Source organism: Streptomyces poriticola (assembly GCF_036689765.1).
Classification (GTDB): domain Bacteria; phylum Actinomycetota; class Actinomycetes; order Streptomycetales; family Streptomycetaceae; genus Streptomyces; species Streptomyces poriticola.
In genome coordinates this window covers 1-23,215 of record NZ_JBAGKH010000049.1, presented here as the reverse complement: position 1 = coordinate 23,215, position 23,215 = coordinate 1, and the positions used below count along the sequence as shown (strand labels likewise).

Annotated in this window: 16 protein-coding genes; 10 read left to right on the top strand and 6 right to left on the bottom strand. The window is 73.0% G+C overall.

Features of this window, described 5'->3' with window-relative positions:
* Positions 1-1,365 (top strand): L-serine ammonia-lyase (locus V5O46_RS30530; protein ID WP_332887982.1); only part of this gene is annotated, 1,365 nt, incomplete at its 5' end.
* A 145-nt stretch (positions 1,366-1,510) separates the two neighbouring features.
* On the opposite strand, the gene V5O46_RS30525 is transcribed toward V5O46_RS30530, so the two are convergent.
* Positions 1,511-1,723, bottom strand: coding sequence for an EF-hand domain-containing protein (locus tag V5O46_RS30525; protein ID WP_332887981.1), 213 nt, complete (start codon positions 1,721-1,723; stop codon positions 1,511-1,513).
* A 105-nt stretch (positions 1,724-1,828) separates the two neighbouring features.
* On the opposite strand from V5O46_RS30525, the gene V5O46_RS30520 reads away from it, so the two are divergent.
* Positions 1,829-2,506, top strand: a complete 678-nt coding sequence (locus tag V5O46_RS30520; RefSeq protein ID WP_332887980.1) for a GNAT family N-acetyltransferase — start codon at positions 1,829-1,831, stop codon at positions 2,504-2,506.
* A 167-nt stretch (positions 2,507-2,673) separates the two neighbouring features.
* Here V5O46_RS30520 and V5O46_RS30515 read toward each other — a convergent pair whose 3' ends face one another.
* The 4 genes from V5O46_RS30515 to V5O46_RS30500 all read right to left on the bottom strand — a co-directional run bounded on the left by V5O46_RS30515 (position 2,674) and on the right by V5O46_RS30500 (position 7,000).
* A complete protein-coding gene (locus tag V5O46_RS30515) occupies positions 2,674-3,177 on the bottom strand; it encodes an ATP-binding protein (RefSeq protein WP_332887979.1) in 504 nt (167 codons plus the stop codon).
* A 258-nt stretch (positions 3,178-3,435) separates the two neighbouring features.
* Positions 3,436-4,203, bottom strand: coding sequence for an enoyl-CoA hydratase/isomerase family protein (locus V5O46_RS30510; RefSeq protein WP_332887978.1), 768 nt, complete (start codon positions 4,201-4,203; stop codon positions 3,436-3,438).
* Between the two features lie 94 nt (positions 4,204-4,297).
* Complete coding sequence (locus tag V5O46_RS30505) at positions 4,298-5,548, bottom strand: L,D-transpeptidase (protein WP_332887977.1); 1,251 nt, start codon at positions 5,546-5,548, stop codon at positions 4,298-4,300.
* Positions 5,549-5,773: 225 nt separating this feature from the next.
* The gene (locus tag V5O46_RS30500; RefSeq protein WP_332887976.1) at positions 5,774-7,000 is read right to left on the bottom strand and encodes a L,D-transpeptidase; all 1,227 of its coding nucleotides are present in this window, start codon (positions 6,998-7,000) and stop codon (positions 5,774-5,776) included.
* A gap of 218 nt (positions 7,001-7,218) precedes the next feature.
* Between V5O46_RS30500 and glgX the strand changes: the two genes are divergently transcribed.
* The 7 genes from glgX to V5O46_RS30465 all read left to right on the top strand — a co-directional run bounded on the left by glgX (position 7,219) and on the right by V5O46_RS30465 (position 20,022).
* Complete coding sequence (gene glgX, locus V5O46_RS30495) at positions 7,219-9,477, top strand: glycogen debranching protein GlgX (protein WP_332887975.1); 2,259 nt, start codon at positions 7,219-7,221, stop codon at positions 9,475-9,477.
* A 109-nt stretch (positions 9,478-9,586) separates the two neighbouring features.
* Positions 9,587-11,515 (top strand): ABC transporter ATP-binding protein, encoded by a 1,929-nt coding sequence (locus V5O46_RS30490; RefSeq protein ID WP_332887974.1) that lies wholly within the window; start codon positions 9,587-9,589, stop codon positions 11,513-11,515.
* Positions 11,512-13,368, top strand: coding sequence for an ABC transporter ATP-binding protein (locus V5O46_RS30485; RefSeq protein ID WP_332887973.1), 1,857 nt, complete (start codon positions 11,512-11,514; stop codon positions 13,366-13,368). The genes V5O46_RS30490 and V5O46_RS30485 overlap by 4 nt, the downstream gene beginning before the upstream one ends.
* Before the next feature lie 48 nt (positions 13,369-13,416).
* The gene (locus V5O46_RS30480; protein ID WP_332887972.1) at positions 13,417-15,333 is read left to right on the top strand and encodes an ABC transporter ATP-binding protein; all 1,917 of its coding nucleotides are present in this window, start codon (positions 13,417-13,419) and stop codon (positions 15,331-15,333) included.
* Positions 15,330-17,144, top strand: a complete 1,815-nt coding sequence (locus tag V5O46_RS30475; RefSeq protein WP_332887971.1) for an ABC transporter ATP-binding protein — start codon at positions 15,330-15,332, stop codon at positions 17,142-17,144. Before V5O46_RS30480 ends, V5O46_RS30475 begins: the two co-directional genes overlap by 4 nt.
* Before the next feature lie 243 nt (positions 17,145-17,387).
* Positions 17,388-19,430 carry a M4 family metallopeptidase gene (locus V5O46_RS30470; RefSeq protein ID WP_332887970.1) on the top strand — a complete coding sequence of 681 codons (2,043 nt, stop codon included), beginning with the start codon at positions 17,388-17,390 and terminating at the stop codon, positions 19,428-19,430.
* Positions 19,431-19,503: 73 nt separating this feature from the next.
* The gene (locus tag V5O46_RS30465) at positions 19,504-20,022 is read left to right on the top strand and encodes a DUF1990 family protein (RefSeq protein ID WP_332887969.1); all 519 of its coding nucleotides are present in this window, start codon (positions 19,504-19,506) and stop codon (positions 20,020-20,022) included.
* Between the two features lie 33 nt (positions 20,023-20,055).
* On the opposite strand, the gene V5O46_RS30460 is transcribed toward V5O46_RS30465, so the two are convergent.
* Positions 20,056-22,680: a glycosyltransferase family 1 protein gene (locus V5O46_RS30460; protein ID WP_332887968.1), complete on the bottom strand. Its 2,625-nt coding sequence runs from the start codon at positions 22,678-22,680 to the stop codon at positions 20,056-20,058.
* 339 nt (positions 22,681-23,019) lie between these two features.
* On the opposite strand from V5O46_RS30460, the gene V5O46_RS30455 reads away from it, so the two are divergent.
* Positions 23,020-23,215: maltotransferase domain-containing protein (locus V5O46_RS30455; RefSeq protein WP_332887967.1), on the top strand; the 196-nt coding region annotated here is incomplete at its 3' end.

The window sequence follows — 23,215 nt, the reverse complement described above, 5'->3', positions numbered from 1 at the left end:
GCCATCTCGGTCTTCGACCTGTTCTCGATCGGCATCGGCCCGTCGAGCTCGCACACGGTCGGCCCGATGCGCGCGGCCCGCATGTTCGCCCTCCGGCTGCGCAACGAGGAACTGCTGGAACCGGTGACCTCGGTACGGGCCGAGCTGTACGGCTCCCTCGGCGCGACGGGCCACGGCCACGGCACCCCGAAGGCGGTTCTGCTCGGCCTGGAGGGCGACTCGCCGCGCACGGTGGACGTGGAGACCGCCGACGAGCGTGTGGAGAAGATCAGGTCCACCGGCAGCCTCCGCCTCCTCGGCGACCACGAGATCGCCTTCTCCTTCGACGAGGACATGGTGCTGCACCGCCGCAAGGCGCTGCCCTACCACGCCAACGGCATGACCCTGTGGGCCCACGACGCCCAGGGCGCGGAGCTGCTGTCCAGGACGTACTACTCGGTGGGCGGCGGCTTCGTCGTCGACGAGGAGGCGGTGGGCGCGGACCGCATCAAGCTGGACGACACGGTCCTCAAGCACCCCTTCCGGACCGGCGACGAGCTGCTGCGGCTGACCCGGGAGACGGGTCTGTCCATCTCGGGCCTGATGCTGGAGAACGAGCGCGCCTGGCGCTCGGAGGAGGAGATCCGCGCGGGCCTGCTGGAGATCTGGCGGGTCATGGAGGCGTGCGTGGCCCGCGGCATGTCCAGGGAGGGCATTCTGCCGGGCGGTCTGAAGGTGCGCCGACGCGCCGCGACGACCGCGCGCAAGCTGCGCTCGGAGGGCGACCCGCAGGCCCTGGCGATGGAGTGGATCACGCTCTACGCCATGGCGGTGAACGAGGAGAACGCGGCCGGCGGCCGGGTCGTCACCGCCCCGACCAACGGCGCGGCCGGCATCATCCCGGCGGTGCTGCACTACTACGTGAACTTCGTCCCCGGCGCCGACGAGGAGGGCGTGATCCGCTTCCTGCTCGCCGCCGGCGCGATCGGCATGCTGTTCAAGGAGAACGCCTCCATCTCCGGCGCCGAGGTCGGCTGCCAGGGCGAGGTCGGCTCGGCCTGCTCGATGGCGGCGGGCGCGCTGGCGGAGGTGCTCGGCGGGTCCCCGGAGCAGGTGGAGAACGCCGCCGAGATCGGCATGGAGCACAACCTCGGCCTGACCTGCGACCCGGTCGGCGGCCTCGTCCAGATCCCGTGCATCGAGCGCAACGGCATGGCCGCGGTCAAGGCGGTCACCGCGGCCCGCATGGCGATGCGCGGCGACGGCAGCCACAAGGTCTCCCTGGACAAGGTCATCAAGACGATGAAGGACACCGGCGCCGACATGTCGGTGAAGTACAAGGAGACGGCCCGGGGCGGGCTCGCGGTGAACATCATCGAGTGCTGAGGCTGAGTGCCGAGGGGCGACCTGCGGACGGTACCGGCGGACGCCTCGGCCACCGGTCGGCCGGCGGACGATCCGGGCCGGTGACCCGGGTGGCCCGACGCCGGTGACCCGGGGCATGTCCCCGCACCGGCGTCGGCGACTGCTCTCATTTGTTCAGATAGGCCCAGAACTCGTCGAACGACATGCGCTTGTCGCCGTCGGCGTCGCGGCTGGCGATGATCGCCTCCGCGACGGACTCGGTGACGTTCCAGTCGCCGCCCTGGGCCAGGGCGGTCTTGAACTCGGCCGGGGTGATGAAGCCGTCACCGTCCTCGTCGATCCGGTCGAACTGCCTGCGCGCTTCCTCGATGTCCGCCACCGATGGGCCTCTCGTTCCATGCTGTGATCACCTGCTGACGCGGGTCAGACTATCGGCCGGGCGAGGCAGGTCGGGCCGGGGACGGGACGCACGGAGGAGGGCGTGATGGCGGGCGGAACACTGCGGGAGATCCTCGACGGCGCGGCGCGGGGGGAGTTCCCGCCGGACGACGGGGGCACCACGGTCGTTCCGCAGCCCTCCCGGCGTGACGCCGGGATTCTGGCCTTCACCGCGCACTCGGTGGTCTTCACGGACGAGGATCCCCGGTGGGTGCGCGCGACGCTGGGCGCGCTGGACTGCGATGAGCTCGCGGCGACGATGAACGCGCGGTTCGTCACGGCCCTGATGGAGCGCACCGGGCGGCGCAGCGACACCATCGATGTGATGACGGTGGCCGGTGCGCTGGCGGGCGAGCCGGCGGTCACGCTGAAGGAGCTCGAGGACCCCGGCCATCCCCGGGTCGTCAGCTCCCGTCGGCGGCGCGACGATGTCCGGGTGTGGACGGCGGACGGCGGCGTCCTGGTGCTGGGGCGCGGGATCGCCGGGCGCCTGGAGGCGGCGGTCGAGGTGGGCGGGGAGGTACGGCACCGGGGGCTGGGGCGGGCCCTGGCGAGGGCCGCCCGGCAGCTGAGCGGAGGCGAGCCGGTGTGGGCCCAGGTGTCACCGGGCAACGCCCGCAGCCTGCGGGCGTTCCAGGCGGCCGGCTACCGGCCGGTGGGATCGGAGCTGCTGCTCACCCCAGCCGGCAGCCTGCCGACTTCCGGGACGCCCCTGCCGCACTGACCGGTCCGGTCGGCCTCCTGCGACCTGATCCGCCGACAGGCCCCAAGCAGGTCGGGCGAGGTCCGCTGCGGTTCGGCAGTGCCCTGAAGGGGCGCGGGAACTGCGCGACCAGCCACGACGGCACCGCAGACGAGCGACGGCACAGCGCGGCACTTCCAGCGGAGCCCTCAGCGGTCCACCACCCGCATCTCGAACCAGGTCGTCTTGCCACGGGGCAGCAGATCCACGCCCCAGCGGTCGGAGAGCTTGTCGACGAGGAAGAGGCCCCGGCCGCTGACGTCGGTCTCCTGGACCGGCATCAGACAGGGCAGCCCTCGGGAGGGGTCGCGGACCTCGACGCGGACCCAGCCGGGGCGGCGGCGCATCCGGAGGCCGAAGACCCGGGCGCCGGTGTGCCGCACCGCGTTGCCGACAAGTTCGGACACAAGGAGGACGACGTCCTCCGCGAACCTCGGCGGGAAGCCCCACTGACGCAGGATCACCACCTGCGCCAGTCGGCGAGCGGTGGCCGCGGACTCGGGACGGGACGGCAGCGGCACCTCGGTGTCGGTCGGGTTGCCGAACAACTCCAGCGACTTCAGCGCCCGTTCGTCCTCGACCGCCGGTGACCAGCGCGCCGCGGTCGCCCGTCCGGCGCCCCGCGGCTGTTCCGTACCCTCCAGCCCCGCCATGCCCCCCATCATGGCCGTCCCCGGAGCGCTCCGGGGCCGTTCCGGGGGAATAGCTCCCCCGGAACCTCTCATTCCGGGCAGCTCGACAGGCATATGCCAAAGGCAGTTCAGAGGTCGGAACAGCCTTCTTCACCTGCGCATTCGACCCGTCCGGCGGCAACCGGGGAACTCCCCCCGCAAGGCACGCTTAAGGTTGCCTTAAGGCTGCCATAAACCGCCCCTTCGAGGGACTCGCGCTCCCGCGGAGGGGACGGGCACTCAGAGGAACTTCGCCTTGCCCGGCCCCTCCTCCACGAAGCTGCGCATCCCGCGCTCCCGGTCCTCGGTGGCGAACAGGCCCGCGAACCAGTTCCGTTCGACGGCGAGCCCGGTCTCGATGTCGGTCTCCAGACCGGTGTCGACCGCCTCCTTGGCGGCGCGCAGCGCGATCGCCGGTCCCTGCGCCAGCCGCGCGGCCCAGGCGTGCGCCTGCTCGTAGACCTCGGCGGCCGGAACCACCCGGTCCACCAGGCCGATGGTCAGCGCCTCGTCGGCCCTGACCTGACGGCCCGTGAAGATCAGGTCCTTGGCCTTGGACGGGCCGACCAGCCGGGACAGCCGCTGGGTGCCGCCGGCGCCCGGGATCAGCCCGAGCAGGATCTCCGGCTGCCCCAGCTTGGCGTTCTCCCCGGCGATCCGGTAGTCGGCGCAGAGCGCCAGCTCGCAGCCGCCGCCCAGCGCATAGCCGGTCACCGCGGCCACCACGGGCTTGGGGATGCGGGCCACCGCGGTGAACGAGTCCTGCAGGGCGCGGGCGCGCAGGACCATCGCGGCGTGATCCATCGCCTGCATCTCCTTGATGTCCGCGCCCGCGGCGAACACCTTCTCCCCGCCGTAGATCACCACGGCGCGCACGTCGGCGCGGCCCGCGGCCTCCTCGGCGAGTTCCTTGAGCCGGTCCTGCGTGGCGATGTCCAGCGCGTTCATCGGCGGGCGGTCGAGGCGGAGGGTGCCGACGCCGTCTGCGACTTCGAGAAGTACGGTCATGCACAGCAGGTTAACGCCCACTAACGGCAGCGGCCCCGGTGCGGTCGCTCACACCGGGGCTCGTCGCGGGCGCGTCACAGGGGTCGGCGGAGGTTCACGCCCTCCACTCCTCCCAGGGCATGTTCCAGCCGTTGAGGCCGTTGTCCGGGGCGACCACGCCGTCGTCGGAGTTCTTGACCTCCACGACGTCGCCGAGCAGGGAGTTGGTGTAGAACCACGCCCCGGCGACCTTCTTGTCCCAGCCGCCGCGCACGTCGCGCAGGCCGACACAGCCGTGGCTGGCGTTGTAGTTGCCGAAGGCGTCGCCGCCCCAGTAGTTGCCGTGGATGAAGGTGCCGGACGTGGTCAGGCGCATGGCGTGCGGTACGTCCTTGATGTCGTACTCGCCGTCGTAGCCGACCGTGTCGCCGTTCATGCGGGTCACCCTGTGCTTCTCGCTGATGACCATCTTGCCGTTCCAGGTCGCGCTGCCCGGGGCGCCGGTGGTGACCGGGATGGTCTTCACGACCTTGCCGTCGCGCATGACCTGCATGGTGTGCTTCTTGGCGTCGACCACGGAGACCTGGTTGCGGCCGATGGTGAAGGTGACGGTCTTGTCCTGCTCGCCGTAGACGCCGTCGCGGCCCTCGACTCCGTCGAGATTGAGGTCGACGGTCACCTTGGTGCCGGCCTTCCAGTACTTCTCCGGCCGGAAGTCGAGCCGGTCGTTGCCGAACCAGTGGCCGGCGACCTCGACGGCCGGTTCTGTGGTGATGCGGATGGCCCTCTCCACGTCCTCGGGGTTGGTGATGCCCCGGGTGAAGCGGAGGGAGAACGGCATCCCGACGCCGACCGTGGAGCCGTCCTCGGGGGTGAAGCGCCCGATGAAGGTGTTCTTCGGGGTCAGCGTGGTGAACCTGGCGTCCTCGGCGGCGGTGCGCCCCGCGGAGTCCTCGGCGACCGCGTGCACCTGGTACTCGGTAGCCGCGGCCAGATGGGTGGACGGCGTCCAGCTCGCGCCGTCCGCGGCCGTCTTCCCGTCGACCCGGTTGCCGTCGGCGTCCTTGACGACCACCTCGGTCAGCTTGCCCTTGGCCACGCTGACCCGCAGCGCGCCGCTGGTCCCGACGGACTCGGCGCCGTTCTCCGGGGCGACGGTGATGACCGCCTCGGACTGCTTGCTCTGCGCCGCGGTGGAGTCCGCGCCGGCCTTCCCCTTGCCGTCACCCGACCCGGCCCCCGAGCCCGATCCTCCGCCGCACGCGGTCACCGCCAGCAGCAGCGCCCCGAGCGCCAGCGCCGACAGCCTTCTGCCGCCCCGTCCTGGTATGCCGGCCGACGCCCCCGATATCGGACGCACGTTCACGTCGTCTCCCCTCGCCGGGCCTGGTCCGGCCCGCTCCTCCCCGGTGCGCGAGTGTGCGCAGACGCGCATGGTAACCACAGGCCAGGGGCATATCGGCCGCGGGGATTGTCACTGTTCCGTACCGAGTTCCGCGCCGCGTCAGGTACCGAGTTCCGCGCCGCGTCACGAACCGAGTTCCGTACCGCGTCACGCACCGGGCTCCGTGCCGCGTGCGGAACCGGGCGGTCACTCGGCGGCGCTGCCCGCCCGCCACTCCTTCCAGGTCATGTTCCAGCCGCCGAGCCCGTTGTCCGGGGCCACCGTCCGGTCCTTGCTGCCGGTCACCTCGACGACGTCGCCGACGAGGCTGCGGTCGAAGAACCAGCCCGCCGGGGTGTCCGCACCGCCCCCCTTGACGTCGCGCAGGCCGATGCAGCCGTGGCTGACGTTGGAGCGGCCGAAGACATCCTCCTCCGCCCAGTAGTTGCCGTGCAGGAAGGTGCCGGAGTAGGTCAGCCGGATGGCATGCGGCACGTCAGGGATGTCGTACTCGCCCCCGAAACCGACCGTGCGGCTGTCCATGCGGGTGACGTCCAGCATCTCGGTCACCACCATCCGGCCGTTGTAGGTGGTGGTCTTCGGCGCCCCGGCGGTGATCGGCACGGTGGCCAGCAGCTCGCCGTCCCGGCGCACCTTCATGGTCTTGCGGGCCGCGTCGACCACCGAGACCTGGCTGCGGCCGACGGTGAAGGAGACCCTCTTGTGCTGCAGCCCGAACACCCCGGGCGCCCCTTCGACGTCCCGGAACCGCAGGTCGACGGTGACCTCGGTGCCGGGCTTCCAGTAGTGCTCGGGGCGGAAGTCGAGACGGTCCCTGCCGAACCAGTGGGGGCGGATCTCCACGGGCGGCTCCGCGGTCACCGTGACCGCGCGTTCCACCGCGGCCCGGCGGGTGATCTTCCGGTTGAACTCCACGGAGACGATCATGCCGGTGCCGACTACGGAACGGTTCTCCGGGGCGACATAGCCGATGAAACGCTCGTCGGGGACATGGGTGGTGAAGGTGGCGTGCCGGGTGGAGCGGTTGCCCCGGCCGTCCAGGGCGACGACGTCGACCGTGTACCTCGCGGCGAGCGCCAGCCGTTCGTCCTCCGGTTCCCAGCGCAGCCCGTCGGCGGAGATCCGCCCCGGCACCGCGGTGTGCCGGGCGTCCCGCGACCTGACGACCTTCACCGACTCCAGACGGCCGTCGGACACCCGGACCGACAGCCGCTTCCCGGGCCGTACGCCCCGGCTGCCGTCGTCCGGAGAGATGCGGATGGCCTCCTCCGGGGTGGGGGGCTTGCCGAACACCCCGCCGATACCGGTGCCGGCCGAGGTACAGCCGACGGCCCCGGTCAGCAGTCCTGCCCATGTCAGTACGGCGGCCAGTGCGGCCCCCGCGCGCCGTGCGCGTCCCTGTGCGTGCCTCACAACCACGCGTAACGACGGCGTCCGCCCGGGGAAACGTGAGTGCGAGCCAAGCGGTGGGCAGAAATGAGGGAAGGACGACGCGACGGGACGGCGCCATGGGCTGACACGACGGGATCGGCAGCGGCCGGGACGCCGCGCGCCCTTCCTCCTCGTTCTTCTCCGTCCTCGCCGTTCCCCGTCCTGGCCCCGTCGTTCCACGAGCCGCGGGAGGCTGACAGGTGTCCAGCGCAGCCGAGCAGGAGGCGGTGTCCGGTGAACCCGCCGCCGAGGGCGGACGCCGCGCCGCCGTCAACGGGGTGCGGCGGGCCGTGCCGCCGCCGGCCGTGCCCGCGTGGCCGGGTACCCCGGTGCCGCTCGGTGCGCGGTACCGGACCGGGCCCGACGGGGTGACGGGCACCAACTTCGCCCTGTGGGCGGGCGGCGCGGAGGCTGTCGAGCTGTGCCTGTTCGACGAGCCGGGCGACGGCGGCGGGGAGAGCCGGGTGCGGCTGACCGAGCTGACGCACGAGATCTGGCACGGCTTCGTGCCGGGAGTACTGCCGGGGCGCCGCTACGGCTACCGGGTGCACGGCCGCTGGGACCCGTGGACCGGCGCCCGCTGGAACCCGGCGAAACTGCTGCTCGACCCGTACGCGCGCGCGGTGGACGGCGAGTTCCGGCTGCCGCCGGAGGTGTACGGGCATGTGCGGGACTGGCCGGAGCAGCAGGTCGCCGACACGGTGCGGGACGACCGCGACTCCGCCCCGCACGTCCCCAAGGGGGTGGTCGTCCACGATGACGACGACTGGGCGGACGACCACCGGCCGAAGACCCCGTGGGCCGACTCGGTCATCTACGAGCTGCACGTGCGCGGCTTCACCAAGCTGCACCCGGCTGTCCCCGAGCAGCTGCGCGGCACCTACGCGGGCCTCGCCCACCCGGCGGCGGTCGAGCACCTGGTGAAGCTGGGTGTGACGGCGGTGGAGCTGCTGCCGGTGCACCAGTTCGCGCACGAGGACCATCTGCTGAAGCGGGGCCTGCGCAACCACTGGGGCTACAACTCCGTCGGCTACTTCGCCCCGCACTCCGGCTACGCCGCCTCGGGCACCCGGGGCGAGCAGGTCGGCGAGTTCAAGCGGATGGTGCGCGCGCTGCACGCGGCCGGCATCGAGGTGATTCTCGACGTGGTCTACAACCACACCGCCGAAGCCGGTGAGCTGGGCCCGATGCTGTCCCTGAAGGGCATCGACAACCGCGGCTACTACCGGCTGCAGTCCGACGCCAGGCGGTACGCCGACTACACCGGCTGCGGCAACACCCTGCACGTCGTCCAGCCGCACGTACTGCGCCTGATCACGGACTCGCTGCGGTACTGGGTGACCGAGATGGGCGTGGACGGCTTCCGCTTCGATCTGGCCGCGGCGCTGGCCCGCTCGATGCACGACGTCGACATGCTGTCCCCGTTCCTCGCGGTGATCGCGCAGGACCCGGTGCTGCGCCGGGTGAAGCTGATCGCCGAGCCGTGGGACGTGGGGTCGGGCGGCTACCAGGTGGGCGCGTTCCCCCCGCTGTGGACCGAGTGGAACGACCGCTACCGGGGCGCCGTGCGGGACTTCTGGCGGCACGCGCTGCCGGACGTACGGGAGATGGGCTACCGGCTGTCCGGGTCGAGCGACCTGTACGCCTGGGGCGGGCGGCGCCCCTACGCGTCGGTCAACTTCATCACCGCGCACGACGGCTTCACCCTCCGGGACCTGGTGTCGTACGAACGCAAGCACAACGAGGCCAACGGCGAGGGCAACCGGGACGGCACGGACGACAACCGGGCGTGGAACTGCGGGGCCGAGGGCGAGACCGGCGACGCGGCGGTACGGGCGCTGCGACGGCGCCAGCTGCGGAACCTGCTGACCACGCTGCTGCTGTCGACGGGCGTGCCGATGCTGGTCGCGGGCGACGAGATGGGCCGCACACAGCGCGGCAACAACAACGCGTACTGCCAGGACAACGAGATCAGCTGGCTGGACTGGAGTCTGCTGGAGGATCCGGGCTGGAGAGCCCTGTTCGAACTGACGTCCCGGCTGACGGAGCTGCGGCAGCGGCATCCGGTGCTCCGGCGCCGGGCCTTCTTCTCGGGGCGGGCCCGCTCCGCGCACGGGCTTCGGGACCTGGCCTGGTTCACCGCGGGGGGCACGGAGATGACGGAGGGCGACTGGTACGCGCCCACGGCGACGCTGGGCATGTATCTGTCGGGGCGGGACATCCCCGGGCGGGACGAGCGGGGCGCGCCGATCCTCGACGACAGTTTCCTCGCCGTGCTGCACGCCGGGGAGCGGCCGGTGGAGTTCGTGCTGCCGGGTCCGCCGTGGGCCGGGCAGTACGAGGTCGTCGTCGACACCTCGCGGGAGGAGCAGGCCGAGGCCCCCGGGGGAGTGCATCCTGCGGGAGCGGCGATCACGGTGCCGGAGCGGGCGGTGCTGTTGCTGAAGGCGCTGGGTTGACGGACCCTCGCCGACGCCCCGACGGCGCAGGTCGTAGGTCCAACGGCGGAGTACGGTCGGGCCAAAACCCGGTGGGCAGTGTCAGTGGCGTTCCGTAGTCTCGCTGCTGATGCCCACGACACCCGAAGCCACCGAGCCCGCACCCGCCCAGGACCGCTCCGCCGTACGGACGCTGCTGCGGCTGTGGCCGTACGTCCGGCCCGTGCGGGCGCGGCTGTTCACCGCCGCGTTCATCGCGATCCTCGCCTCCTGCGTGGGGCTGGTGATCCCGCTCGTCCTCAAGTGGCTGGTGGACGGACCGGTCGCCGACCGGGACCCGGCGGGAGTGTGGCTGGGCGCGCTGTACGTGCTGCTCCTCGGCATCGCGGAGGCGCTGCTGTTCGGGCTGCGGCGGTGGCTGGTGGCCCGGCCGCTGTCGCATGTCGAGGCGGAGATGCGGGCGGATCTGTACCGGCATCTGCAGCGGCTGCCGGTGGCCTTCCACGACCGGTGGGCCTCGGGACAGCTGCTGTCCCGAGGCACCACGGATCTGATGCTGCTGCGCTTGTTCCTCGCCTTCCCTCTGACCTTCCTGCTGGTCAACGGGGTGACGATCATCGTCGGCGTGGTGATCATGCTGGTCCAGGACTGGACGCTGGGGCTGGTGATCCTCGGCCCCGCCGTGCCGGTGATGGTCGTGTGCGTGCTCTTCGAGAAGCGGTACGCCGCGGTGGCCCGGCTCGCGCAGGACCAGGTCGGGGATCTGACGACGGTGGTCGAGGAGAGTGTGCTCGGCATCCGGATCATCAAGGGGTTCGGTCGGCACCGCACCCAGGCGCGGGCGTTCCGGGAGCTGTCGAAGACGCTGCGCGGGACGGAGCTGCACAAGGCGCGGCTGCTGGCGGCGATCTGGGCGGTCATCGTGACGCTGCCGGAGGTGGCGATCGGCGCGGCGCTGGTGGTGGGCGCGGTCCAGGTGGCCGACGGGGCGCTGTCCGCGGGGACGCTGGTGGCGTTCCTGTCCACGGCGCTCGCGCTGCGGTGGCCGGTGGAGTCGATCGGGTTCCTGCTGGCGATGAGTCAGGAGGCGGCGACGGCCACGGAGCGGTACTTCGAGGTGATGGACGCGGAGCCGGAGTCCCGTGCCGGCGCGCCCACGTGTGCCGCCCCTGAGGGCACCTCCCGGGCCGTCCGGGCACGCAGGGGGGCCCGACCGCCCGCGGCCGGTGCGGACGGCCTCCGCTTCCACGACGTCACCTTCCGCTATCCGGACGCCCCGCCCGACGCCCCGCCCGTCCTCGACCGCGTCGACCTGCACATCCGCCCCGGCGAGTCCCTCGCCCTGGTCGGCGCCACCGGCAGCGGGAAGACGACGCTCACCGCGCTGATCCCCCGCCTGCACGAGCTGACCGCCGGCCGGATCACCCTGGACGGCGAGGACATCACCACCCTGCCCCGTGCGGAGCTGCGTGCGAGGGTCGCCGTCGCCTTCGAGGAGCCCACGCTGTTCTCGGCGACCGTCGGCGAGAACGTGCTGATGGGCATCGCCGACGGCCCGGGGGAGGTCCACGACGGCGCGCTGCAGCGCGCCCTGTCCGTCGCCCAGGCCGACTTCGTGCACGCCCTCCCGCAGGGCAGCGCCACCCCGGTGGGCGAGCAGGGCCTCAGCCTGTCCGGCGGTCAGCGGCAGCGGCTGGCCCTGGCCCGGGCCGTGGTCGGGCAGCCGGACTTCCTCGTCCTGGACGATCCGCTGTCCGCGCTGGACGTGCACACCGAGGCCGCCGTCGAGGCGGCGCTGCGCCGGGTGCTCTCCGACACCACCGCCCTGATCGTGGCCCACCGCCCGTCCACGGTGCTGCTCGCCGACCGCGTCGCCCTGCTCTCCGACGGCCGGATCACCGCCGTGGGAACCCACCACGAACTGCTGCGCGGCAACGCCGAGTACGCCCGTCTGATGTCGGGACGGCAGGAGCGACACGGACCCCAGGAACCCCAAGGACAGCAAGGACAGCAAGGACAGCAGGGACAGCAGGGACGACGAGCAGGGGAGGACGGATGACGGCGCCCGCGACGACCGTTCCGGAGCAGGAGCGGCCGGACGAGAAGTCCCCGACGGCCGGCGACGACCCGTTCGACCACGACGTCCTGCCCTCCCCGCCGGGTGCCACGGGTGCGCTGCTGCGCTCCCTGCTGGCCCCGATGAAGGCCCGCGTGGCCGTCACCACGCTGCTCCTGCTGCTCCAGCAGGCGGCGGTGCAGGCGGGCCCGCTGCTGGTGGCGTACGCGATCGACACGGCCGTGCCGGCGCTCCGGGACGAGCGGTACGGGCCGCTGGTCGCGGTGGGCGTGGGCTATCTGCTGTGCGCAGTGGCCGGCGGCGCGCTGCAGTACGCGTTCATCACCGCCTCCGCCCGGGTCAACCAGAACGTGCTGCTGGACCTGCGGGGCCGGATCTTCCGGCACGCCCAGGCGCTCAGCGTGGACTTCCACGAGCGCTACACCTCGGGCCGGCTGATCTCCCGGTCGACCACGGACGTGGAGTCGCTGCGGGAGCTGCTCGACGAGGGCCTGCAGGAACTGGTCACGGTGGTGCTGTCGTTCGTCTACATCGCGGTGCTGCTGCTCTGGCTGGACCTGGGGCTGGGCGCAGTCGCGGTGGCGTCGTTCGTGCCGCTGTACGCGCTGGTGCGGCTGTACCAGCGGCGGGCGGGCCGGGTCTACCGGGCGCGGTCCACCGCGATCGCGGCCGTGATCGTGAAGTTCGTGGAGACGATGAACGGCATCCGGCCGGTGCGTGCCTTCCGCCGCGAGGCGGCCAACGACGCCGAATTCGCGGTGCTGAACCGGCGGCACGAGCGCACCAACGGCGACGCCCTGCTGGAGATGGCCCGCTACGTGGTCGGTTCACGGCTGGTGGCCAACACCACGGTCGCCGGGATCGTGCTGTGGGGTGCCTACCGGGTCGCGGACGGCACGCTTGCGCTGGGTGTGCTGGCGGCGGCGGTGCTGTATCTGCGCCGGCTGTACGACCCGATCGACCGGCTCGGCATGTTCCTGAACTCGGCCCAGTCGGCGGGCGCCTCCCTGGAGAAGATCGCGGGCCTGCTGGCGCAGACGCCGTCCGTTCCGGAGCCGGTGGCACCGGTGGAGCTCCCGGCGCGGCGGTCGGCGCACCCCGGCCGCGAGGTCGTCTTCGACGCGGTCGGCTTCGGCTACCGCACCGGCGGCGAGGTGCTGCCCCGGTTCGACCTGACCATCCCGGCCGGGCAGACCGTGGCGGTGGTCGGTTCGACCGGCGCGGGCAAGTCGACGCTGGCCAAGCTGCTGGCGCGGTTCTACGACCCGTCCGCCGGGCGGGTGCTGCTGGACGGCACCGACCTGCGCGACCTGGCGGTGCCCGAACTGCGCCGCGGGGTGGTGATGGTGACGCAGGAGGCGTTCCTGTTCTCCGGCACGGTCGCCGACAACATCGCCATCGGGCGTCCGGAGGCGACCCGGGAGGAGATCGAGCGGGCCGCCAAGGCGATCGGCGCGCACGACTTCATCAGCGCGCTGCCCGACGGCTACGACACGGACGTACGCAAGCGGGGCGGGCGGATCTCCGCCGGTCAGCGGCAACTGGTGGCGTTCGCGCGGGCGCTGCTCGCCGATCCGGCGGTGCTGATCCTCGACGAGGCCACCAGTTCGCTGGACATCCCGGGCGAGCAGGCGGTGCAGCGGGCGATGTCGACGGTGCTGAAGGGTCGTACGGCGATGGTCATCGCGCACCGGCTGTCGACCGTGGAGATCGCCGACCGGGTGCTGGTGATGGAGCGGGGCCGGATCATGGAGGATGGCACTCCGGCGGAACTGATCGCGGGCTCGGGTCGCTTCGCGGACCTGCACAGGGCATGGCGGGACAGCCTGGCATAGCCGCCGCGGGCACCGTTGTGCCGACGGCACGTCACGGGGGGGGGACGGATGATCGACGCGTACGGGGATCCCGGCACGCCCGACGCCCGCAGCGGCCGGCACTATCTGTGGTGGCTGGTGCGGCGGCAGGCCGGGCGGACGGCGGTCGGGGCGCTGCTGTCCAGTGTGTGGATGGCGCTGCTCGCGGTGCTGCCGTATCTGATGTCCCGCGCGATCGACGACGGACTGGCGCCCGGTGCCGTGGCGACGCTGGCGGGCTGGGCGGGTGCGCTGCTCGCGGTGGGGGCGTTCAACGCCTGGCTGGGCATCATGCGGCACCGCACGATGACGCGGGTGCGGATGGACGCCAACTTCCGCACGGTGAAGGTCGTGGTGGATCAGGCGGTGCGGCTGGGGGCCGCGCTGCGGCGCCGGGCCGGCGCCGGGGAGATCGTCACCATCGGGGTGGGTGACGTGGTGACGATCGGCAGCTCGCTGACGGCGGTCGGACCGGGCGTCGGCGCGGTCGTCGGGTATGCGGTCGTCGCCGGGCTGCTGCTGTCCGTGTCGGTGCAGCTGGCCGCGGTGGTGCTGCTCGGACTGCCGTTGATCGGCGTGCTGGTGGGGCCGCTGCTGGGGCGGCTGCAGGGCGCCGAGACGGAGTACCGGGAGCGGCAGAGCGTGCTCACCGCGCGGATCGGCGACATCGCGGGCGGGCTGCGGGTGCTCAACGGTCTGGGCGGAAAGGGGCTGGCCGGCGACGCGTTCCGCCGGGACTCGGGGCGGCTGCGTGAGCAGGGCTACCGGGTGGGGGCGGTGACCAGCTGGGTCCAGTCGCTGGGCGTCGGACTGCCGACGCTGTTCGCGGCGGTGGTGACCTGGCTCGCGGCCCGGCAGGCCGTTCAGGGGCGGATCAGCGTGGGCGAGCTGGTGTCGGTGTACGGCTATGTGGCGGTGCTGGTCGGCCCGGTGGCATTCATGATCGAGATGGGTCAGCTGGTCAGCCGCGGTCTGGTGGCCGCCCGGCGGGTCACCGCCTTCCTCCGCCTGGAGCCGGCGGCGGACGACGGCCGGCGGGAGGCTCCGGTGGAGCCCGCGGCGCTGGACGACCCGGAGTCCGGGGTCCGGGTGCTGCCGGGCCGCCTGACCGTCCTGGCCGGCGCCCGCCCGGCGGACGCGGCGGCCGTCGTGGACCGCCTGGGCCGCTACACGCCGTCGGACGCCACCTGGGGCGGCATACGCCTGGACGAACTGCCGCTCGCCCAGATCCGCAAGCGCATCCTGGTCGCCGACGCGGAGGCAGACCTGTTCGCGGGCACGCTCCGCGAAATACTGGACACCTCTCAGACACCCCCCGGGGGCGCGGCGAACCGCACGACCGGCCACCCGCCGACCGACAGCCACCACCCCAGGGGCGCGGGGAACTGCGCGCCCGGCCACAACACACCCGCAGCCGCCGGGCAGCCCGTAGAGGCACCCTCTGAGGCGCACCTCGTGCGGGCCGTCCACACCGCCGTGGCCGACGACATCGTGCGGGCCCTGCCCGCCGGCCTCGCCTCGCCGATCGACGCGCAGGGCCGCAACCTCTCCGGCGGCCAGCGCCAGCGCGTGCGGCTGGCCCGGGCCCTGGCGGCCGGCCCCGAGGTACTGTTCGCCGTCGAGCCGACGTCGGCACTGGACGCCCACACCGAGGCCACCGTGGCGGACCGCCTCCGGCAGGCCCGCGCGGGCCGGACCACCGTGCTGGCCGCCACCTCCCCGCTGCTGCTGGACCGTGCCGACGTCGTGCACTACCTGGTCGACGGCAAGGTCACGGCCACCGGCAGCCATCGCGAGCTCCTCGACACCGCGCCCGGCTACCGGGCGCTCGTCTCACGGGACGCGGGCCCGGCCGCGCAGGCTGACGCAGACGCAGACCCAGACGCAGACATGGCCGCAGCCGCGGACGCCGGGGCAGCCGCGGACGCCGAGGAGGTCACCGGATGACGCCACGTCATCTCCCCGTCGCCGGGCGCACCGAGGTCCGGCGCGCGGTGGCCGCCCTGGTCCGGGCCGACGGCCGGACCTTCACCGCGCTGCTCGCGCTGAACGCGCTGGCGGCTGCAGCGGGCCTGGCCGCGCCCTGGCTGCTGGGCCGCATCGTGGACGAGGTACGTGCCGGGGGCGGGGTCGGCGCCGTGGACCGGATGGCGCTCGCCATCCTGGTGTGCACGGTGGCGCACATGCTCCTCGCACGCTGGGCGCGGAACGTGGGACACCGGTTCGGTGAGCGGACGCTGGCCCGGGTGCGGGAGCGCTTCGTGGACCGGGCCCTGGCGCTGCCCTCGTCGGTGGTGGAGCGGGCCGGGACGGGAGACCTGACGGCGCGTGGCACGGCGGACGTGACCAAGGTCGGCGTCACCCTCCGCGACGCCGGGCCGGAGCTGCTGATCAACGGCGTGCAGGCGCTGTTCCTGCTGGGTGCGGTGTTCGTGCTGGACCCGCTGCTCGGCGTGGTCGGGCTGCTGGGGCTGGCGCCGATCGGGCCGGCGCTGCGCTGGTATCTGCGCCGGGCCCGGGACGGCTATCTCTCCGAGGGCGCGGCCACCTCGGACGTCGCGGAGACCCTCGCGGCGACCACGGCCGGGGCCCGCACGGTGGAGGCGTTCCGGCTGCGCGGGCGGCGGATCGCGGCGAGCCGTGCGGCGCTGGAGGCCTCCCGGCGCACCCGGTACCACACGCTGTATCTGCGCACGGTGTTCTTCCTCGTGGTGGGCGTCTCGCAGGCCGTTCCGGTGGCGGGCGCGCTGCTGGCCGGCGGGGTACTGCACGCGCAGGGAGCGATGAGCCTGGGCGCGGTGGTGGCGGCGGCACTGTACTTCCAGCGGCTCGGCGCACCGCTGGACGAGGTTCTGTACCGGGTCGAGGACCTGCAGGCCGGTGGCGCCTCGTTCGCCCGGGTGGAGGGGCTGGCGTCGGCCCCGCGGGACACGGCCGGCGACTCCCCCGCCCCGGCACACGACCGTATCGACGTCACGGATGTGCGCTATTCCTACGGCCGCGGCGGCGAGGTGCTGCGCGGCGTCGACCTCACCGTCCGGCCGGGCGAGCGGCTGGCGGTCGTCGGGCCGTCCGGCGCGGGCAAGACGACGCTGAGCAGGCTGCTGGCGGGCGTCGAGGCGCCGACCGCGGGCTCGGTGACGGTGGGCGGGGTGCCGGTGGCCGCGCTCTCCCCGGAGCGGCTGCGCCGCCAGGTCGTGCTCGTCACGCAGGAGCACCATGTCTTCCTCGGCACGGTTCGCGACAATCTGCTCATCGCCGAACCCACCGCCGCGGACGACGCGTTGTGGGCCGCGCTCGCCGCGGTCGGCGCCGACGGCTGGGTGCGAGAGCTGCCCGACGGCCTCGGCACCGAGCTGGGCGCGGACGCCGAGGGCCCGGACGGGTCGCAGGCCCAGCAGCTGGCGCTGGCCCGGGTGGTACTGGCGGACCCGCACACGCTGATCCTCGACGAGGCCACCGCGCTGCTGGATCCGGCGACGGCCCGGCACACCGAGCGGGCGCTGGCCGCGGTGCTTCGGGGCCGTACGGTGATCGCCGTCGCGCACCGGCTGCACACCGCCCACGACGCCGACCGGGTGGCGGTGATGGAGGACGGCCGGCTGTCGGAACTCGGCACCCACGACGAGCTGGTGGCGGCCGGCGGTGCCTACGCGGCGCTGTGGCGGTCCTGGCACGGCGAGCCGCCCCTGCGCCGCGAGGTGCCGCCCGTGCACCCGGAGCCGCCCGCCCCCGCCGATCACCACCGGTCCGTATAGCGGACGTGAACTCCTGGACAACGGACGTAATCCAGCCAACTTTATGACGCGCCCCTGACAAATCGACGCCACATTTGCCACGCTTTCCATGGCCGCTCCACAGCAACCCCACGGCACCGTCCCGTGCTGTGCCGCGGCCCGCTCCCGCACGTGGTTCTGCGTACGCCCTGTACCGCCGGCGGCCCACCCGCCGTCCGGCCTCCCCTGGTCGCGCACCCCGCGGCCACGCAGAAGGAGTCAGTGTTGAGCAGCAGTTCTCCCCACAGACGCACCTCCCACACCACACCCCGCCGCTCCACCCGCCGCACCGCGGCCGTCGCCCTGGCCGGTGTCGCCGCGCTGATCGCCGCGGCGGTCCAGTCCGGCACCGCCACCGCCGCCCCGACCGCGGCCCCCGCGCCCGGCGCCGAGGCGGTCGAGCTCAGCCCCGCCCAGCGCGCCGAGCTGCTGCGCGAGGCGGACGCCGCCAAGGTGGACACCGCCGACGACCTGGGCCTGGGCGCCAAGGAGAAGCTGGTCGTCCGCGACGTGTTCAAGGACCGCGACGGCACCGTGCACACCCGCTACGAGCGCACCTACGACGGGCTGCCCGTCCTCGGCGGCGACCTGGTCGTCACCACCTCCGCCGCCGGCCGGACCGTGAACGTCGTCAAGGCCACCCGTACCGCGGTCCGGCCCGCCACCACGACCCCGCGGATCACGGCCGCCAGCGCCGAGCGGCAGGCCGTGTCCGCGGCCGAGGACGCCGGGGCGCAGCGGCCGGACGCCGAGGGCGCCCCGCGCAAGGTGGTCTGGGCGGCCGAGGGCGAGCCGGTGCTGGCGTACGAGACGGTCGTCGGCGGCCTCCAGGAGGACGGCACCCCGAACGAACTGCATGTGATCACCGACGCCGCCACCGGCGAGAAGCTGTACGAGTACCAGGCGGTCCACAACGGCACCGGCCACACCGTGTACAGCGGCACCGTCGAGCTGACCACCACGCGGTCCGGGTCGTCGTACAACCTCACGGACGGCGCGCGCGGCAACCACCGCACGTACAACCTCAACCGCGGCTCCTCCGGCACCGGCACACTGTTCTCCGGCAGCGACGACGTCTGGGGCAACGGCAGCCCGTCCAACCTGGAGTCGGCCGGCGCCGACGCCCACTACGGCGCGGCACTGACCTGGGACTACTACCAGGACGTGCACGGCCGCAGCGGTATCCGCGGCGACGGCGTGGCCGCCTACTCGCGGGTCCACTACGGCAACAACTACGTCAACGCGTTCTGGTCCGACAGCTGCTTCTGCATGACGTACGGCGACGGCCGCAGCAACGCCAACCCGCTCACCTCCATCGACGTCGCCGCCCACGAGATGACGCACGGTCTGACGTCCAACACCGCGGGCCTGCGCTACAGCGGCGAGTCCGGCGGCCTGAACGAGGCGACCAGCGACATATTCGGCGCGACCGTCGAGTTCTTCGCGGACAACTCCGAGGACGTCGGTGACTACCTCATCGGCGAGAAGATCAACATCCGGGGCGACGGCACCCCGCTGCGCTACATGGACCGGCCCAGCCGGGACGGCGCGTCCAAGGACTACTGGTACTCCGGTATCGGCTCGATCGACGTGCACTACTCGTCCGGGCCCGCCAACCACTTCTTCTACCTGCTGAGCGAGGGCAGCGGCACCAAGACCATCAACGGTGTCACCTACGACTCGCCGACCTCCGACGGGCTGCCGGTCACCGGCATCGGCCGCGACAAGGCGGAGAAGATCTGGTTCCGCGCACTGACCACCAAGTTCACCACGACCACCAACTACGCGGGCGCCCGCACCGGCACCCTCGCCGCGACCGGTGAGCTGTACGGCACCGACAGCGACGAGTACAAGGCGGTCCAGGACGCCTGGGCCGGTGTCAACGTCGGCGAGCGCTCCGACGGCGGCGGTGGCGGCGGTGACTCCTTCGAGAACTCCACCGATGTGGCGATCCCGGACAACGGCGCCGCGGTCACCTCCTCGGTCACCGTCTCCGGCCGGGCCGGCAACGCGCCCAGCAACCTCCGGGCCACGGTCGACATCGTGCACACCTGGCGCGGTGACCTGCAGATCGACCTGCTGGCCCCGGACGGGACGGCGTACCGGCTGAAGGACACCAGCTCCTCCGACTCGGCGGACGACGTCAACGAGACGTACACCGTCGACGCCTCCTCGGAGACCGCCAACGGCACCTGGCAGCTGCGCGTGCAGGACCGGGCCAGGTGGGACACCGGGTACATCGACAGCTTCAAGCTGACCTTCCCGTAACCGACGGGCGGGCCGTGTGACGGGCGGCACCCGGGACCCTGCGTCCCCGGGTGCCGCCCTACGCTTGGGCCCCATGCCAGCACGGGACTTCACCTACGACGCCGTCGGCGCGACCCGCGAGCCGGGCTCCTGCCCGCCGGGGTTCCGCCCGCTGCACGTCCGTACCCGGATCGGGGAGGGCGAGCCGGTGTTCCGCAGGGCGTCCGAGGCGGTGCTGACCTGGGAGATGCACCGCGCGCTCGGCGTCGGCGTCGACACGGACGCCGACCGCGCCGCACCCGGAGTCGACGTCACCGTCACCCTCGCCGGACTGGTCCGGGCGCCCTGCCGGGTGGTGTGGACGGTGGAGGAGCACCGCCGGGCCGGCTGGGCGTACGGCACCCTGGCGGGGCACCCGGAGAGCGGCGAGGAGGCGTTCGTGGTGGACCGCACCGGCGACGGCACCGTCTGGCTGACCGTGACCGGTTTCAGCCGCCCCGCCGCCTGGTACACCCGGGCCGGCGGAGCGGCCACCCGCGGACTGCAGCACGCCTACGCGCGCCGCTGCGGGACGGTGCTGCGCCGGCTGACCGCCGACCAGGCGGAGGACTGACCGGGGCCGGCTGCGGCCCCGGCCCGCCCCCGGTCACCTCATCAGCAGCCCCGCCGCCTCCACCACTTCCTCCGCAGGTGTCGCGACCAGGCCCGGTTCCGCGCTCGACGCCAGCAGCGGGTGGGCGGGCAGGATACGGACCGTGTAGCCGAAGGGGCCGGTACGGTCCAGGGCGAGGGGCCCCTCGTAGATCCAGCGGCCCTCCGTGTCCGGGCCGCCCACCGGTTTCAGCGGGACGCCCGCCGCGTCGCTGATCCGGTCCTCGGAGTCCACCCGGCCGGAGACCGCCTGCACCTCCACGTCCTCCGGGGCCAGTTCGCCGAGCCGGACCCGCACCCGCAGCCCGAGCGTGCTGCCCAGCTCCGCGGTGGCGGGGGCGGCGGAGGTCTCCAGGTGGTCGACGCTCACGCCCGGCCAGGCCGTGCGCAGCCGCGCCTTCCACTCGGCCAGGCCGCGCGCCGTGTCCGGGTCCAGCGCACGGTGCGCCTGCGCCGCCGGGGCGTACAGCCGCTCCACGTACTCCCGGACCATCCGGCCGGCCAGCACCTTGGGCCCGAGCAGGCTCAGCGTGCGGCGGACCATCTCGATCCAGCGGTCCGGCAGCCCGCTCTGCCCCCGCTCGTAGAACCGCGGGGTGACCCGCTGCTCCAGCAGGTCGTAGAGGGCGGCGGCCTCTATGGCGTCGCGCTGCTCGGGGTCGGTTGCGGAGCCGTCGGCGGTGGGGATCGCCCAGCCGAAGTCCGGCTGGAACCACTCGTCCCACCAGCCGTCCAGCACCGACAGATTGAGACAGCCGTTGAGCGCCGCCTTCATCCCGGAGGTGCCGCAGGCCTCCAGCGGGCGCAGCGGGTTGTTCAGCCAGATGTCGCAGCCCGGGTACAGCTTCTGCGCCATCGCCATGCCGTAGTCCGGCAGGAACACGATACGGTGCCGCACCCGCGGGTCGTCCGCGAACCGCACCAGCTCCTGCACCAGCCGCTTGCCGCCGTCGTCGGCCGGGTGCGCCTTGCCGGCCACGACGATCTGCACCGGCCGCTCGGGGTGCAGCAGCAGTTCCATCAGCCGGTCCCGGTCGCGCAGCATCAGCGTCAGCCGCTTGTACGACGGCACCCGGCGCGCGAACCCGATGGTGAGCACGTCCGGATCGAGGACGTCGTCGATCCAGCCCAGCTCGGCGGTGCCCGCGCCGCGCTGCCGCCAGGAGGTCCGCAGCCGCTCCCGCACCTCCGTCACCAGCTGCTCGCGCAGGGTCCGGCGCAGCTCCCAGATCTCCTGGTCGGGGATGTCGGCGACGGAGTCCCAGCGGTCGGAGCCGCCGACCGTCAGCGCGTCCTCGGCGCGCTGCACGCCGATCTGCCGGGCGCCGAGCCGGAACACCTCGGGGGCGACCCAGGTGGGCGCGTGCACCCCGTTGGTGACGGAGGTGATCGGCACCTCGTCGGCGTCGAAGCCGGGCCACAGCCCGGAGAACATCTCCCGGCTGACGCCCCCGTGCAGCAGGGAGACGCCGTTGGCGCGCTGGGCCAGCCGCAGGCCCATCACCGCCATGTTGAACAGGTTGGGCTCGCCGCCCGGGTAGGTCTCCATGCCGAGCCGCAGGATCCGCTCGACGTCGATACGGGGCAGCTCGGCGGCGGGGCCGAAGTGGCGTGCGACCAGCTCGCGGTCGAAGCGGTCGATGCCGGCCGGGACGGGGGTGTGGGTGGTGAAGACGGTGCCCGCCCGGACCGTCTCCAGCGCCGGGTCGAACTCCTGCCCCCGGTCGCAGAGTTCGGCGATGCGCTCCAGGCCGAGGAAGCCGGCGTGGCCCTCGTTCGTGTGGAACACCTCCGGCTCGGGGTGCCCGGTGAGCCGGCAGTAGGTGCGCACCGCCCTGACCCCTCCTATGCCGAGCAGCATCTCCTGGAGCAGCCGGTGCTCGCTGCCGCCGCCGTAGAGCCGGTCGGTGACGCCCCGCTCGACGGCGCCGTTCTCCTCGACGTCCGAGTCCAGCAGCAGCAGCGGGATCCGGCCGACCTGGGCCAGCCGGATCCGGGCGCGCAGCTCCCGGCCGCCGGGCAGTGCGAGGGCGACCTGCGCGGGGGTGCCGTCGGGTTCCTCGAGGAGGGTGAGCGGCAGTTCGTTGGGGTCGAGGACCGGGTAGTGCTCCTGCTGCCAGCCGTCGCGGGACAGGGTCTGGCGGAAGTAGCCGTGCCGGTAGAGCAGGCCGACGCCGATCAGCGGTACACCGAGGTCGCTGGCGGCCTTGAGGTGGTCGCCGGCCAGGATGCCGAGGCCGCCGGAGTACTGCGGCAGGGCGGCGGTGATGCCGAACTCGGGTGAGAAGTAGGCCACCGCGGTGGGGAGCCCGGCGCTCTCGCCCTGTGTCTGGTACCAGCGCCGGCCGGTCATGTAGTAGTCGAGGTCGTCGACGGCGGCGGTGAGGCGGCGCCGGAAGCGCCGGTCCTCCGCCAGCTCCGCCAGCCGCGCGGGCCGTACGGTGCCGAGCAGCCGCACCGGGTCGCCGCCGCAGGCGGCCCAGCACTCGGGGTCGACGGACTGGAACAGGTCGCGCGTCTCCGCATGCCAGGACCAGCGCAGATTGCGGGCCAGTTCGCTGAGCGGCCGGAGAGGCTCCGGGAGGACGGGACGGACGGTCAGTCGGCGGATCGCCTTCACATTCCACCTCGGCGCGTTCGCTTGGTCGGACGCTGGGTGCGTCTCGTCGTCCTTTATGACAGTACCGGTGCCGGTGTCTCCCCGGGTGGGTGTTTCGCCCTGACGCCCCGTGGTGTCTCGCCCGCCTCCGCCGGACGGGGCCGGTTTTCCCGTTGCTCCCCGACGGCCGGATGCGGCCGGTCTTGTGTGTGGACATACGCGTGAGTAGTTAACAAAGTGCCGGATTGCCCACCCGAGGAGTGTGGGAAGGCTCCTCCGGTACACCCCCACCGGTAGACCAGCAGGACCCACCTCCCCACAGTCATCCGCCCACCCACGTTGACGCGGACAGGAGCGGTCATGCCCGCCAAGCACCCTTCGCCGGCGCCCCCGACGCCGCCGGCACCCCCGGCGCCCGCCACGCTTGCGACACCCCCGACCCCGAGCACCGGCGGCGACACGACCGTCGGGCGCATTCCCGTGCTGGACGTCCGCCCGGTCGTCCAGCACGGGCGCCGGCCCGCCAAGGCGGTGACCGGCGAGTCGTTCGAGATAT

Bases quoted from the DNA above. Each gene is read 5' to 3' on its own strand.
- V5O46_RS30520 (WP_332887980.1), top strand. From the start codon at position 1,829: ATGGCGGGCGGAACACTGCGGGAGATCCTCGACGGCGCGGCGCGGGGG.
- V5O46_RS30515 (WP_332887979.1), bottom strand. From the start codon at position 3,177: ATGGCGGGGCTGGAGGGTACGGAACAGCCGCGGGGCGCCGGACGGGCG.
- V5O46_RS30510 (WP_332887978.1), bottom strand. From the start codon at position 4,203: ATGACCGTACTTCTCGAAGTCGCAGACGGCGTCGGCACCCTCCGCCTC.
- V5O46_RS30490 (WP_332887974.1), top strand. From the start codon at position 9,587: ATGCCCACGACACCCGAAGCCACCGAGCCCGCACCCGCCCAGGACCGC.
- V5O46_RS30485 (WP_332887973.1), top strand. From the start codon at position 11,512: ATGACGGCGCCCGCGACGACCGTTCCGGAGCAGGAGCGGCCGGACGAG.
- V5O46_RS30480 (WP_332887972.1), top strand. From the start codon at position 13,417: ATGATCGACGCGTACGGGGATCCCGGCACGCCCGACGCCCGCAGCGGC.
- V5O46_RS30475 (WP_332887971.1), top strand. From the start codon at position 15,330: ATGACGCCACGTCATCTCCCCGTCGCCGGGCGCACCGAGGTCCGGCGC.
- V5O46_RS30465 (WP_332887969.1), top strand. From the start codon at position 19,504: ATGCCAGCACGGGACTTCACCTACGACGCCGTCGGCGCGACCCGCGAG.